General features: G+C 66.6%; 14 protein-coding genes. 5 read left to right on the top strand and 9 right to left on the bottom strand.

The features are described from left to right. Nucleotides 1-10 precede the first annotated feature (10 nt). Complete coding sequence (locus tag BMW87_RS00365; protein ID WP_093073314.1) at nt 11-1,534, bottom strand: CoA-acylating methylmalonate-semialdehyde dehydrogenase; 1,524 nt, start codon at nt 1,532-1,534, stop codon at nt 11-13. Nucleotides 1,535-1,687: 153 nt separating this feature from the next. Between BMW87_RS00365 and BMW87_RS00360 the strand changes: the two genes are divergently transcribed. Both BMW87_RS00360 and BMW87_RS00355 read left to right on the top strand, forming a co-directional pair. Continuing rightward, nucleotides 1,688-2,647 (top strand): LysR family transcriptional regulator, encoded by a 960-nt coding sequence (locus BMW87_RS00360; RefSeq protein WP_093073312.1) that lies wholly within the window; start codon nt 1,688-1,690, stop codon nt 2,645-2,647. Nucleotides 2,648-2,676: 29 nt separating this feature from the next. After that, the gene (locus BMW87_RS00355) at nt 2,677-3,846 is read left to right on the top strand and encodes a pyridoxal phosphate-dependent aminotransferase (protein ID WP_093073310.1); all 1,170 of its coding nucleotides are present in this window, start codon (nt 2,677-2,679) and stop codon (nt 3,844-3,846) included. A 15-nt stretch (nt 3,847-3,861) separates the two neighbouring features. Here BMW87_RS00355 and BMW87_RS00350 read toward each other — a convergent pair whose 3' ends face one another. The 4 genes from BMW87_RS00350 to BMW87_RS00335 all read right to left on the bottom strand — a co-directional run bounded on the left by BMW87_RS00350 (nt 3,862) and on the right by BMW87_RS00335 (nt 7,848). Continuing rightward, complete coding sequence (locus BMW87_RS00350; protein WP_093073308.1) at nt 3,862-4,917, bottom strand: DUF4241 domain-containing protein; 1,056 nt, start codon at nt 4,915-4,917, stop codon at nt 3,862-3,864. 12 nt (nt 4,918-4,929) lie between these two features. After that, nucleotides 4,930-6,324 (bottom strand): CoA transferase, encoded by a 1,395-nt coding sequence (locus tag BMW87_RS00345; RefSeq protein ID WP_093073306.1) that lies wholly within the window; start codon nt 6,322-6,324, stop codon nt 4,930-4,932. A 77-nt stretch (nt 6,325-6,401) separates the two neighbouring features. Then, nucleotides 6,402-7,040, bottom strand: a complete 639-nt coding sequence (locus tag BMW87_RS00340) for a 3-oxoacid CoA-transferase subunit B (RefSeq protein ID WP_093055639.1) — start codon at nt 7,038-7,040, stop codon at nt 6,402-6,404. 1 nt (nt 7,041) lies between these two features. Next, nucleotides 7,042-7,848 carry a CoA transferase subunit A gene (locus tag BMW87_RS00335; protein WP_093055637.1) on the bottom strand — a complete coding sequence of 269 codons (807 nt, stop codon included), beginning with the start codon at nt 7,846-7,848 and terminating at the stop codon, nt 7,042-7,044. Between the two features lie 94 nt (nt 7,849-7,942). Between BMW87_RS00335 and BMW87_RS00330 the strand changes: the two genes are divergently transcribed. The 3 genes from BMW87_RS00330 to BMW87_RS00325 all read left to right on the top strand — a co-directional run bounded on the left by BMW87_RS00330 (nt 7,943) and on the right by BMW87_RS00325 (nt 9,338). Further along, a complete protein-coding gene (locus BMW87_RS00330; RefSeq protein WP_093055635.1) occupies nt 7,943-8,509 on the top strand; it encodes a LuxR C-terminal-related transcriptional regulator in 567 nt (188 codons plus the stop codon). A gap of 164 nt (nt 8,510-8,673) precedes the next feature. Next, nucleotides 8,674-8,820 carry a hypothetical protein gene (locus tag BMW87_RS34980; RefSeq protein ID WP_176928800.1) on the top strand — a complete coding sequence of 49 codons (147 nt, stop codon included), beginning with the start codon at nt 8,674-8,676 and terminating at the stop codon, nt 8,818-8,820. Nucleotides 8,821-8,867: 47 nt separating this feature from the next. Then, nucleotides 8,868-9,338, top strand: coding sequence for an ASCH domain-containing protein (locus BMW87_RS00325; protein ID WP_093073304.1), 471 nt, complete (start codon nt 8,868-8,870; stop codon nt 9,336-9,338). Between the two features lie 14 nt (nt 9,339-9,352). Here BMW87_RS00325 and BMW87_RS00320 read toward each other — a convergent pair whose 3' ends face one another. The 4 genes from BMW87_RS00320 to BMW87_RS00305 are packed head-to-tail and all read right to left on the bottom strand — an operon-like array spanning nt 9,353 to nt 12,903. Beyond that, nucleotides 9,353-10,318, bottom strand: a complete 966-nt coding sequence (locus tag BMW87_RS00320) for a Bug family tripartite tricarboxylate transporter substrate binding protein (RefSeq protein ID WP_093073302.1) — start codon at nt 10,316-10,318, stop codon at nt 9,353-9,355. Nucleotides 10,319-10,370: 52 nt separating this feature from the next. Then, nucleotides 10,371-10,751, bottom strand: coding sequence for a VOC family protein (locus BMW87_RS00315; protein WP_093055629.1), 381 nt, complete (start codon nt 10,749-10,751; stop codon nt 10,371-10,373). After that, on the bottom strand, nt 10,748-11,731 hold the full coding sequence (locus tag BMW87_RS00310) for a hydroxymethylglutaryl-CoA lyase (RefSeq protein ID WP_093073300.1): 984 nt from the start codon (nt 11,729-11,731) through the stop codon (nt 10,748-10,750). The genes BMW87_RS00315 and BMW87_RS00310 overlap by 4 nt, the downstream gene beginning before the upstream one ends. Further along, on the bottom strand, nt 11,728-12,903 hold the full coding sequence (locus BMW87_RS00305) for a CaiB/BaiF CoA transferase family protein (RefSeq protein ID WP_093073298.1): 1,176 nt from the start codon (nt 12,901-12,903) through the stop codon (nt 11,728-11,730). The genes BMW87_RS00310 and BMW87_RS00305 overlap by 4 nt, the downstream gene beginning before the upstream one ends. Between the last annotated feature and the right edge of the window lie 83 nt (nt 12,904-12,986).

The following is a 12,986-nucleotide window of genomic DNA, read 5'->3' as shown; positions in this document are numbered from 1 at the left end:
GGCGGACTTCTTACTTGAGGCTGATCGTCGTGTTCACGCCGTGCGAGACGGTGCTGTCGTCGAACCAGCGTGCCGTCACCGTCTTGGTCTGCGTGTAGAACATGATGACCTGCTTGCCGTACGGGCCCAGGTCGCCCAGCTTCGACGCACGCGAGCCGGTGAACGAGAACATCGGAACCGGCACAGGAATCGGCACGTTGATGCCGACCTGGCCCACGTCGATGTCTTCCTGGAACCGACGCGCTGCGGCACCCGACTGCGTGAAGATCGCCGTGCCGTTGCCGTTCGGGTTGCTGTTGATCAGCTCGATGGCTTCGTCGATGTTCTCTGCATCGGCAATGCAAAGCACCGGGCCGAAGATTTCCTGGTCATAGATCGTCATGCCGGGCTTCACGCCGGTGAAGATCGTCGGGCCGACGAAATTGCCCTTCTCGTAGCCGGGTACGGTGGGCTTGCGGCCGTCGAGCACCAGTTGAGCACCGTCGGCTTCGCCACGTTCGATGAGGCTGTTGACGCGGTCGTACGCCGCGCACGAAACCAGCGGGCCCACGTCCACGCCCTTTTCAGTGCCGGCGCCGATCTTCAGCGTCTTCGCCTTCTCGATGAGCTCGGGCACCCAGTTGCGCGCCTCGCCCACCAGCACCGCGACCGACACGGCCATGCAGCGTTGACCGGCGGCACCGAAGCTCGCGCCGGCCAGCGCATTGAGCGTCTGCTCCTTGTTCGCGTCGGGCATCACGATGGCGTGGTTCTTCGCGCCCATCATGCATTGCGCGCGCTTGCCGTTCAGCGTGGCGCGGTTGTAGACGTGCGTGCCGACCTTGGTCGAACCCACGAAGCTGATCGCCTTGATGTCCTTGTGGTCGCAGATGCCGTTGACGATGGCTTCGCCGCCATGCACCACGTTCAGCACGCCGGGCGGAATGCCGGCTTCCAGCGCCAGTTCGCACAGGCGCATGGTGACCATCGGGTCCTGCTCGGAAGGCTTCAGCACGAAGGTGTTGCCGGTGACGATGGCCATCGGGAACATCCACAGCGGAATCATGGCCGGGAAGTTGAACGGCGTGATGCCGGCGCACACGCCCAGCGGCTGCAGCAGCGTGTAGGTATCGACGCCATTGGCCACGTTGTTGGCCAGCTCGCCGAGCTGCAGGTTGCCGATGTTCGATGCGTGCTCCACCACCTCGAGGCCGCGGAACACATCGCCCTCCGCGTCGGGCAGCGTCTTGCCCTGCTCGGCCGTGAGGATCGCGGCGAGCTCGCCCATGTGTTCGCGAATGAGCTGCTGCAGCTTCAGGAAGATGCGGGCGCGCGCACCAATGGGCGTCTTGCGCCAGGTCTTGAAGGCTTCCTTGGCAGAGGCCACGGCGGCATCCAGCTCGGCCGGCGTCGCGAAGGGCACGCGGGCCAGCACCTGCTGCGTGGCCGGATTGACGACGTCGCGCCATTCGGTGGTCTTCGATTCGACCAGCTTGCCGCCGATCAGCAATTTGACGGTGGCGACCTGGGTCGAGGGCGTGGTGGTGGCGTCCATGGGGTTTGTCTCCTGTGAATCCGGTGAAATTCGGGTGCCGGTCTGGCCGGTTCGGTCACGCATCCTAGCTTTGCAGATTTGCCATGACAATAGACAAATATGCGCGGCCGCTTTGCAAAAATGCAGAGCCTCAAACCAAAAACACGAGGGCACATGGACTGGGACAACCTTCGCTACTTCCTCGAACTCGCCCGCTCGGGCACGCTAATGAGCGCGGCCCGCCGGCTCGAGGTCGACCACACCACCGTGGCGCGCCGCATCCAGGCACTGGAAAAGGAAGTCGGCGCCCCGCTCTTCTCGCGCGAATCGGGCGGCCACCGGCTCACCGAGGCGGGCCGGCGGCTGCAACCGCAGGTCGAGGCGATGGAGAGCGCCTTCCGCACCGTTGAAAGCGCAGCGCCGGCCTCGCAGGAAGGCTTGTCGGGGCTGGTGCGCATCGGCGCGACCGAGGGCTTCGGCACGGTGGTGCTGGCGCCGCAGCTGGCGCTGTTCGCGGTGCAGCATCCGAAGCTCACCATCGACCTGCTCGCGATGCCGCGCCTCGTCCATCTGTCGCGGCGCGAGGCCGATATCGTGATCTCGCTCGAACGTCCGGCGCGCGGGCCGGTGGTAGTCACCAAGCTCACCGACTACACGCTGCGGCTCTATGCGTCGAAGAAGTACCTGGCCGCGCACAAGCCCATCAAGACGCGCGAAGACCTGCGCGGCCACACCTTCATCAGCTACGTCGACGACCTGCTCTTCAGCAAGGAACTGCAGTACCTCGACGAACTGCACCGCCCCGACGCCTTCGCGCTGCGCAGCACCAGCGTGCTCGCACAGCACAGTGCAGTGGTCGCGGGCGCAGGCATCGCGGTACTGCCGGCCTTCATCGCGGAGAACGACAGCGCGCTGCGCCCCGTGTTGCCGGGGCAGGCGAACTTCACGCGCACGTTCTGGATGTCGATGCCGGCGGAGACCAAGCATCTCGGGCGCATGCAGACGGTGTGGAACTTCCTGCGCGAGACGGTACAAGCGCGGCAGGCGCTGTTGCTTCTGGCCCCGCCCGGTGATGAGAATGGCGCATCACAGCAGCAGCAACGCCCGGCCCGCCCGCGCAGGCCAACCCCGTAGCCAGCCCCCCAAACACGGAGACCCGCCCCATGCCACGCCACCGCCCCGCACGTCTTGAACACATCGCAGGCATCGGCGTCGACCGCATGGGTGCCATTGCCGACGATGCCGATGGCCCGCCGTTTCTTCGGCTCGAGAACCTCGACGTCGACATCCCGCCCGACCCCGAAGCCATTGCGCGCACCGTGCGTGCGGCCTCGGAAGATTCGGACAACAGCTATTTGCCCTTCGTCGGCCAGTCGCGATTGCGCGACGTGGCGGCGCGGCATGTGTCGGCGCTGTCGGGCGTGGCGTACAGCGGTGCGCGCAACTGCGTGATCTCGGCTGGCGGACTCTCGGGCATCCTCAACGCGCTGCTCGCGACCGTCGAGGTGGGCGACGAAGTGCTGGTGACCGATCCGACCTACGCGGGGCTGCTCAACCGCATCCGCCTCGCCGGCGGCACGCCGAAGTACGTGCCGTTCCAGTTCAACCCCGGTGGCGAATGGAAGCTCGATCGCGCCGCGCTGCACACCGCCATCAGCCCCCGCGTGCGCGTGATGCTGCTGATGTCGCCCTCGATGCCCACGGGCGGCTGCTTCGATGAAGACGACTGGCGTGCCATCGCCGCACTGTGCGTGCAGCACGACCTGACGCTGATCCTCGACAGCGCCATGGAACGCCTGCTGTTCGACGGCCGGCAAGTGATCCACCCGGCAGGATTGCCCGGCATGGCCGAGCGCACGATCACCGTGGGCTCGTCGGCCAAGGAGCTGCGCATGATCGGCTGGCGCGTCGGCTGGACCGTGGCGCCGGAAAGCTACATGCCTGATCTCGTGGCCGTGTCGCTGGCCAATGTGGTGGTGCCGGTGGGCATCGCGCAGGATGCGGTGGCAACGGCGCTGGAACAATCGGTGCGCACGCTCGCGCCGTACGTGGGCGAGCTGGAGCGGCGGCGTGACACGGTGCTGGACGAACTTCGCGGCCTGCCTGTCGGTGTGCCGGGCGGTGGCTGGTCGCTGCTGCTGCGCACGAGTGACTTCGGTATCGACGGGCAAACGCTGTCGCAGCGCCTGCTGTCGCATTGCGTCTGCGCCACGGCGATGCAAGGCTGGGGCGAGACGCATGGCGCGCAGTATCTGCGCTTCGTGTTTTCCAACGAGCCGGTCGAGCGGCTGCGCGGGTTGGGAGACAAGGTGCGGGCTGCGCTGGGCGCCTGAGCGCTCAGGACAAGCTCAGGAAAAAAGGCGCTTCAGAAATCCAGGCTTTGTCGCGGGCGCTGCGGCTTTTTCGAGTAGTTCGATCAGCCCTTCCACGCGCGGCTTCTTGAGCCGGCGTGCGTAGTCGATGTAGCTCTCGTCCTTGTCCATCCTGTAGAGCCGCGGCGGCATCGGCAGGCCTTGCACCGCGCCCAGCAACACGCGCAGCGCGTCGATCTGGTTCATGCGGATGGCGCTCGTGATCGCGGACTCGCCGAACGACGGAATGATCTCGTTGGGCTGTGCGAGGCCTGCACCGAGCAGGGCCTTGATTGCCGCCACATCGCCTTCGACAGCCGCCGCGCCCAATGCATCGAGCGCTGCCGATTTTTCGGGCGAGAGACTGGCCTTGTAGGCATCACTGCGATTGTCGTCCTCGTCGCGCGCGTCGCCGCCTTCCATGATCATGAAGTCGGTCACCAGCGCCACGGGTTCGCCCGCAGCGTCGAGCGCCCAGAAGCTGGGGTAGCTGCCGTCGCCCCAGCCCGAGCGGAAGATCATCATGTTGCTCGCCGAGCCCGGCCCGAGCGGGTAGTGGTCGACGACGTTGGCGTCGCCCATCTCGCCCGCGAGCACGTCGTCGTAGTAGCTGATGAAATCGGGGTCGGCGGCTTCGCGCTTGTCGCGCTCGGCCATGGCGGCTGCGGCGTCGGGGTCCATGAAGCAGCCGACGCCTGCGTCGACCGGGTAGCCGTAGAACTCGCCGTCGCCCAACGCTTCGAGCGACTCCCCTTCCATCAGCGCCATCTGCCAGTTCAGATCGGCGGCGCGCAGGCTGCCGCGGTCACGCAGCCACAGCACCGCCAGCGCATGCCGCCCCTTGTCGTGCAGCACTTCGACGGGGAAGGCGCCGCGCGCCTGCAGCTCGCGCGCAAAGGGTTGCCGCTCGGGCTGCACCAGCGGGTCGCAGGCCACAACGCGCCCGCTCGTGATCTGCACCGGGCCGCAGGGCAGCCGCGCCAGGTGCCGCGCGCGGAGCGCATCGTCGTCGAGGAAAACGGCCTGGAGGTTGTCGATGTCGAGGTAGGGCATCGGCCCAGTTTCTCACTTCGCTGTGTCGGCCGGCCACACCGGCGGATGGCTGCCCGGCGGCATCGAAGGGCGCGGCCACGCGGCGGGCGTTCGCGACAGCTGCGCGCTGTGGCGCAGTGCGGCAAGTTCACCGAAGCCGGAGGCCGAGGTCTCGACGTACGGCTTGAGGTCGGGCCTTGCAATCGACAAGCCGCCGGGCACGCGACCAAGGCTGCGCAGCCACTGTCCCGTCTGCGCCAGCGACACCTGCACGTGCCAACTGCCGCCCTCCTGCTGCTGTCGCCACAGCGCAGCGGCGGCACCGAATGCGATCAGGTAGCCGGTCGCTTCGTCGAGGATCTGCATCGGCAGCGGCTTCGGCTTGCCATCGCCGGCGGCCTCGCCTTCGGCGTGGTTGAAGCCCATTGCGGTCTGCACGAGCGAATCGAAACCGCGGCGATTGGCCCACGGACCTTGGGTGCCGTAGGCCGTCAGCGACACGCACACGATGCCCGGCCGCAACCGCGCCAGCTCCGCCGGCCCGAAGCCCAGCGATGCAATGCCGCCGGGCCGGTAGCCCTGCACGAAGACATGTGCCTGCGTGGCGAGCTGCCGCAGCACGGCTCGGCCCTCGTCGGTGCGCAGGTCCACATGCGTCGAGAGCTTGCCGCGGCTGGTGTCGGCGATGGATTCGATGTTCGGCAGGTTCGGCGAATTGACGAGCATCACGTCGGCGCCATACGCCGCCAGCGCGCGACCACCGACCGGACCCGCGAGGATCCGCGTCAGGTCGAGCACGCGCACGCCGGTGAGTGGCCGTTGATCTTCGCGCAGCGGCGTCAGCGCGAGCGGCGATGCGTCGCCGATCCGTTCGATGGTGAACAGCGGTTGCGCCGCAATGGCCTGGCCTTGCGGCGTGGCGTCCCATTCGTCGAAACGGCGCAGCGCGGTTGCCACCAGCCCTTGCGCAGCGGCGGCATCCTCGAATTCATGCGCGCGCCAGGTCGCCATCACCGTCTCGGCCTCGGCACGCGTGGCAGTGGCCGGGTCCAGCTTCATGAGCCTCAACGCCCCATCGCGGTGATGCGCAAAGTTCGCGTGAATGCGCACCCAGCCGTCGGCGCAGCGGTACAGCCCCGAGAAGGTGTCCCATGGATCGGGCACGCGCCCGTCGAGGCTGAACCAGCCGGTGCAGTCGAGCGCCGCATGCTGCATGTCGACGCCGACCTGCTGGCGCGCCGAGCCTCGCAGGTGCCCGAGCTCGCAGGCAGCCAGTGCCGCCGCAGCGATGGCGCTCTGTGCCGCCACGCCGACAGCGAAAGACGACGGCAGCACCGGGTCGGCACCCGTGAGCCGTGCAAACGGCAAGGCCTCCGCAGGCAAGCCCGCCTGCCGCCAGATGCCGCCCAGAACTTCGTTCGCATTCATTCCTGTGTGCTCCAAAGAAAAAGGCAGGGCCCGCTCTCGCGGCCCTGCCCTTCGTTGTCGTTGCGTTCGCTGCCCTGTTACTGGATCAGCTTGGCACCGGTCTTGGACTGCAGCGTGTCGAAGCTGACGCCCGGCGCCAGCTCGACGACCTTCAGGCCCTCGGGCACCACGTCCATCACGGCCAGGTCGGTGATGATGCGGTCGACCACGCCCACGCCCGTCAGCGGCAGGGTGCACTTCTCGAGGATCTTCAGGTCCTCGGTGCCGTCCTTCTTCTTCGCCACGTGTTCCATCAGCACGATCACGCGCTTCACGCCTGCCACGAGGTCCATCGCGCCGCCCATGCCCTTGACCATCTTGCCGGGGATCATCCAGTTGGCGAGGTCGCCCTTGGTGCTGACCTGCATCGCGCCCAGGATCGACAGGTTGATCTTGCCGCCGCGGATCATCGCGAAGCTGTCATGGCTGCCGAAGATGGCCGAGCCGGGCAGCGTGGTCACGGTCTGCTTGCCGGCATTGATCAGGTCGGCGTCGACCTGGTCTTCGGTCGGGAAGGGGCCGATGCCGAGCATGCCGTTCTCGCTCTGCAGCCACACTTCTTTCGTGCCGGTGTGGTTGGCCACCAGCGTCGGAATGCCGATGCCGAGGTTGACGTAGAAGCCGTCTTCGAGTTCTTGCGCGGCGCGGGCCGCCATCTGGTCTTGGGTCCAGGGCATCTCAGGCTCCTTCTTTCTTGTTGGCGGGCACGGTTGGCACGGGCACTTCGCTGGTGGCCGCGGCCTGGGCGATGGCGGTCTGGGCCTCGACCTTGGCGGCGGCGGCATCGACCGAGGCGCTCACGGTGCGCTTCTCGATGCGCTTCTCGGGGCTGGCGTTGAGCACGATGCGGTGCACGTAGATGCCCGGCAGGTGGATGTCGTCGGGAGCCAGCTCGCCCACTTCGACGATCTTCTCGACCTCGACGATGCAGATCTTGCCGGCCATGGCAGCGGCCGGGTTGAAGTTGCGCGCCGTCAGGCGAAAGCGCAGGTTGCCCGACTTGTCGGCCACGTCGGCCTTGACCAGTGCCACGTCGGGCACGAGCGAACGTTCCATCACGTAGGTTTCGCCGTCGAATTCGCGCAGTTCCTTGCCTTCGGCCACTTGCGTGCCCACGCCGGTCTTGGTGAAGAAGGCCGGAATGCCCGCACCGCCGGCGCGCAGCTTCTCGGCCAGCGTGCCCTGGGGCGTGAATTCGAGCTCGAGTTCGCCGGCCAGGTACTGGCGCTCGAACTCCTTGTTTTCGCCCACGTAGGAGGCGACCATCTTCTTGATCTGGCGCGTTTCCAGCAGCTTGCCGAGGCCGAAGCCGTCGACGCCCGCGTTGTTCGAGACAACTGTGAGGTTCTGCACGCCGGAATCCTTGAGCGCTTCGATCAGCGCTTCGGGAATACCGCACAGGCCGAAGCCGCCGACCGCGAGCATCTGCCCGTCGGCCACGACCCCCTTGAGTGCCGCGTCTGCGGAGGGATAAATCTTGTTCACTCGGGCTCCTTGATGGATGAATGGAGAGTGGGTGGGAAAGCCCTGAACGATACTACCTACTCGCATACGTAGTATTTCGTAATGGTGACCCCCGATGCCCGAGATCGATTACCGGCTGGCTTTTGAGCATGCACCCGTCGGCATGGTGGTTTCGAGCAACCGCACCATCGTGGCCTGCAACGTGCGCGTGTGCGAGATTTTTGGCGCAACGCCCTCCGCGCTGGTCGGGCATTCGTTCAGCATCCTGTACCCCAGCGTGGCCGAGTTCGAGCGCATCGGCAAGCGCATGGAGCCCTTTCTGAACGCCAGCGGGCACTACGCCGACAACCGCATGATGAGGCGCCTGGGTGGCCTGCACGGCGCCATTGCAGGCGAAACCTTCTGGTGCCACGTCACGGGCCATGCGATGAATCGCGCCGCCCCGCACGAGGCCGGCATCTGGACTTTCGAAGACCTGGGCTCGCGCCGCGCAGTAAAGGCCGAACTCACGCCACGCGAGCGCGAGGTGGCGGCGCAGGTGATGCGCGGGCTGACCTCCAAGGAAATCGGCAAGGCGCTGGGCATCAGCCACCGCACGGTGGAGCTGCACCGGGCGCGGTTGATGCGCAAGTACGCGGCTGCGACCACGGCCGAGCTGGTGCAAAAGCTGATCGCGGGTTGAGCCCGACGATTGCCGGGGCCCGCCGGAAGTTCCGGCCACAAGCCACCTGATCGTTGCGAAAACGGAAACGCCGTGTCGTCGAAACGCCTGCTCCGTTGCGCGCAGCGAGGCCTATCGTTGAGGCCATGCAGGGCAGGAAGCCCGCAACCACTCAGGAGTCTGAAATGTCCACACGTATCCATTCCGAAACCAGCCTCTTGCTGCAAACGCAGGCCTCGTTCGCACGGGCCCACGCGCTCGCTGTGCAGAAGGTGCCCGTCGCACTGACGCTCTCGGCAATCATCCTGTCGATCATCAACGTCAAGCTGTAGCCGTTCATGCTGTGGCAGGCTTGGGGCTCGACTCCAGGCCGCCCGACATGACCGTTCCATCCAGCATTCTTCCCTTCTGGGAGCGATTCCAGGCCACCGCCGGCGCCGACATGTCGGCCCGCTTTGGCGAGGCCTTCCACTTCGACGACAACGAGGCCGGCGCCACCGAACTGGCAAAGCTCGTCCTGGACGGGCGCAAGCGCGGCACCGCGAGCCTCGAATGGTCCTTCGAATCGACCGGCAGGCCACGGCCCAAGCCCGGTGACCTGAGCGTGGTGACCGACTGGCATGGCAAGCCCCTGTGCGTGATCGAAACCCTCAGCGTGGTGGTGATGCCCTTCGATGAGGTCGGTGAAGACTTCGTGGCCGTCGAGGCCGAAGGCGATTGCTCGCTGCGCTACTGGCGCGAAGGCCACTGGAAGTACTTCAGCGGCGAATGCGAGCGTCTCGGCAGGAAGCCCGACCTGCGCATGCCGGTGCTGTGCGAGACCTTCAAGGTCGTCTACCAGGAATACTGAGGGCCCCGCCCCCTTCAATCCGGCTTGATGTCCGCCGACTTGATCACCTTCGACCAGGTCGCCAGCTCCTGGTCGACGAACTTCGCGAGCGTCGGCGAGTCCATGTAGGTCGCGAAGGCGCCCTGCTCGTCGACCTTCTTGCGGAAGGCTTCGCTCTCCACGATTTTCTTCAGCTCCGCGCCGAGCCTGGCGACGACTTCAGGCGGCGTCTTCGCCGGCGCGAACACCGCGAACCACGACTCGACCTCGTAGCCCGGCAGGCCCGCCTCGGCCGATGTCGGCACATTGGGCATCGACGGATGGCGCTTTGTGCCCGTATAGGCCAGCGCCTTGATGCGTCCGCCCGCGAAGTGGCCGATGACCGAGGGCGGCGTGGTGATGAACATGTCGACGTTGCCCGAGATCAGGTCGTTGATGGCCGGGCCCGAGCCCTTGTAGGGCACATGCGTCATCGCCTGCTTCGACTGCCGCGACAGCAACTCGCCCGCGATGTGCTGGATCGAGCCGTTGCCCGATGAGGCGTAGAACAGGCCGCCCTCCTTCTTCTTGCCGTATTCGATGAGTTCCTTCATCGAGTTCACCGGGAGCTTGCCGCTCACCGCGACGACGTGCGGCGCGCGCATCACCATCGCCACCGGCACGAAGTCTTTCGTCGGGCTCCACCTGATGTTCGGGTAGAGCGAGGGGTTGCCGACGTGGAAGCCCGAGTACTGCATCAGCAGTGTGTAGCCGTCCGGCGCGGCGCGCGCCACGAACTCGGTGCCGATGTTGCCGCTGGCGCCAGGCTTGTTGTCGATGACCACGGGCTGGCCCAGCGCGCGCTGCAGCGGATCGCCGACCATGCGCGCCATGATGTCGGTGGAGCCGGCCGGCGACGTGGGCACGATCATGGTGATCGGCTTCGAGGGCCATGTATCGGCAGTTGCAGCCGAGGCAGCCAGCGCAAGGACGACCGCGAGAAGGCGGTGGATGGGTTTCATGGTTTGTCTCCGGTGGTTTTGTATTTGGCTTGCTGTCTTCGGGCCCGCACCGTCAGGGCGCCAGCTCCGATATCTCGATCAGGTTCAGGTCGGGGTCGCGCACATAGACCGAGCGGATGCGCGATGTAGCGCCCGTACGCATCACCGGGCCTTCGAGGATCGGCACGTCGTGCTCCTTCAGCCGCGCGATGACTTCCTCGAGCGGCACGCTGGCAATGAAGCACAGGTCGAGCGACCCCGGCGTCGGCAGCTGCGCCTTGGGCTCGAACTCGTGGTCCTTGATGTGCAGGTTGATCTTCTGGTTGCCGAAGCGAAAAGCCTTGCGGCCGGCGCCGAAGCTTTCGAGCGCCATGCCCATTACATCGACGTAGAAACGGGTGCAGGCTTCTTCGTGCGCAGTCGTCAGCACGAGGTGGTCCAGGTGGTCGATCACGGGTGGAGCTCCTTCTGTCCGCGCTCCTTGGCACGGGCAACGATGTCATTGAAATCCGCGGGCGGTGCATGCCGGGTCAGCCGATGGCCCGCGCGCGAGACCTGGCTCGACAGCTCATGCTGTACGAGCGATTCCAGCTCGGCCGCGGCGGCGATCAGGCCGCCCAGGTCCATGCCGGTGTCGTGGCCCATGCACTGCAGCATGTGCACCACGTCCTCGGTCGCCACATTGCCGGTCGCGCCCGGTGCATAGGGGCAGCCGCCGATGCCACCGAGCGACATGTCCAGCCGGTGGATGCCGGCCTCGACGGCGGCCACTGTGTTCGCAAGGCCCATGCCGCGTGTGTTGTGGAAGTGGGCCGTCCAGTCCATCTGCGGGTGAGCCGCGACGACGTTCTCGCAAAGGCCCCGCACCTGCGTGGGATAGGCCATGCCCGTCGTATCGCACAGCGTGATGCCCTGCACCTCCAGCCCAGCGAAACGGTCGATCCAGCCTTGCACCGCTGCCAGCGGCACCTCGCCCTCCATCGGGCAGCCGAACACGCACGAGAGCGACACGTTCACCGGCACCCCGGCCTGCTTCGCCAGCGCAACGACCCCGGCCAACTGCGCGAGCGACTGCTCTTGCGTCATGCGCAAATTGGCGAGGTTGTGCGTCTCGCTCACCGACATGACGATGTTGAATTCGTCGATGTGGCTTTCCAGCGCACGCTCGGCGCCACGTACGTTCGGCACCAGCGCGGTATAGACCACGCCGGGGCGCCGGGCGATGCGGTGCATCACCTCCTCGCCGTCGCGCAATGCCGGAATTGCTTTTGCCGAAGTGAACGACGTGACTTCGATCTTGGCGTAGCCCAGCCCGCTGAGCCGGTCGATCAACGCGACCTTGTCACCGGTGGGAATGAAGCGGCTCTCCATCTGGAAGCCGTCACGGGTGGCGACCTCGTTGATGAATAGCCGCATGCCGTTGCCCGTCTTCATACGAGGAGCCCGCTTTCCACGCGGCGCGCTGGCCAGCCGGCACTTTGCAGATCGCCGGTGTGCTCGCCAAGGCGTGGCGCCGGGTGCGCGATGCGTCCCGGCGTGGCGCTGAGCTTGGGTACCACGCCGGGCACCTTCAGCGTGGCGCCGTCCGATGTGGGCGCCTCAACGATCATCTCGCGCGCCAGGTACTGCGGGTCGCTCGCGATGTCGGCCACGGTGTAGATGCGCCCGACCGGCACGCCAGCAGCGTCGAGTGCGGCCAGCACTTCATCGCGGCTGCGCTGCAGCGTCCATGCCTCGATGGCGGCGTCGATCTCCGCCACGCGCCGCACGCGCCCATCGTTGTGCACAAGCTCCGCGTCGTTCTCCAGGTCCGCGCGCCGGATGGCTCGCATCAGCCGGCGGAAGATGCTGTCGCCGTTGCCGGCCACCAGCACGTAGTGTCCGTCGTTGCACCGGTAAGCGTTGGTCGGCGCAATGCCGGGCAATGCGCTGCCGGCGCGCTCGCGCACCGCGCCGAAGGCGGCGTACTCGGGCAGCAGGCTTTCCATCACGTTGAACACCGACTCGTACAGCGCCACGTCGATGAACTGCCCTTCCCCGCCATGGGCCATGCGATGGTGCAGCGCGGTCAGCACGCCGATCACGCCGTGCAGCGCCGCCAGCGTGTCGCCCAGCGACACCCCCACGCGCACCGGCACCCGCCCCGGCTCGCCGCTCAGATAGCGCAGCCCACCCATCGATTCGCCGAGCACGCCGAAGCCGGGCTTGTCGCGATAAGGCCCGGTCTGCCCGTAGCCCGAGATGCGCAGCATGATCAGCCGCGGGTTCAACGCGTGCAGCTGCTCCCACCCCAGGCCCCAGCCTTCGAGCGTGCCGGGCTTGAAGTTCTCGATCAGCACGTCAGCCTCGAGCGCCAGCGCGCGCGCCGCCTCCTGGCCTTCGGCGCTGCGCAAGTCGAGACACACCGAACGCTTGTTGCGCGACTGCACCTCCCACCATGCCGAAGTGCCATCGCGCAGCAGCCGCCACTTGCGCAGCGGGTCGCCGACACCGGCCGGCTCGACCTTGATCACATCGGCGCCGAACTCCGCCAGTGTCTTCCCGGCGAAGGGGCCGGCAATGAGCTGGCCGAGCTCCAGCACCTTCAGGCCTTCGAGTGCATTCATGTCCGCGTCCGTCTCCTTGTTGGGTAAGGTCCGACTCTAGGAACAGATTGCGCCAGGCGGAATTGCTGTGACGGCAGCACTCC

It is taken from the genome of Variovorax sp. OV084 (genome assembly GCF_900111625.1).
Lineage (GTDB): Bacteria > Pseudomonadota > Gammaproteobacteria > Burkholderiales > Burkholderiaceae_C > Variovorax.
The sequence above is the reverse complement of the archived record's forward strand: the minus strand, read 5'-3'. Positions and strand labels throughout refer to the sequence as shown.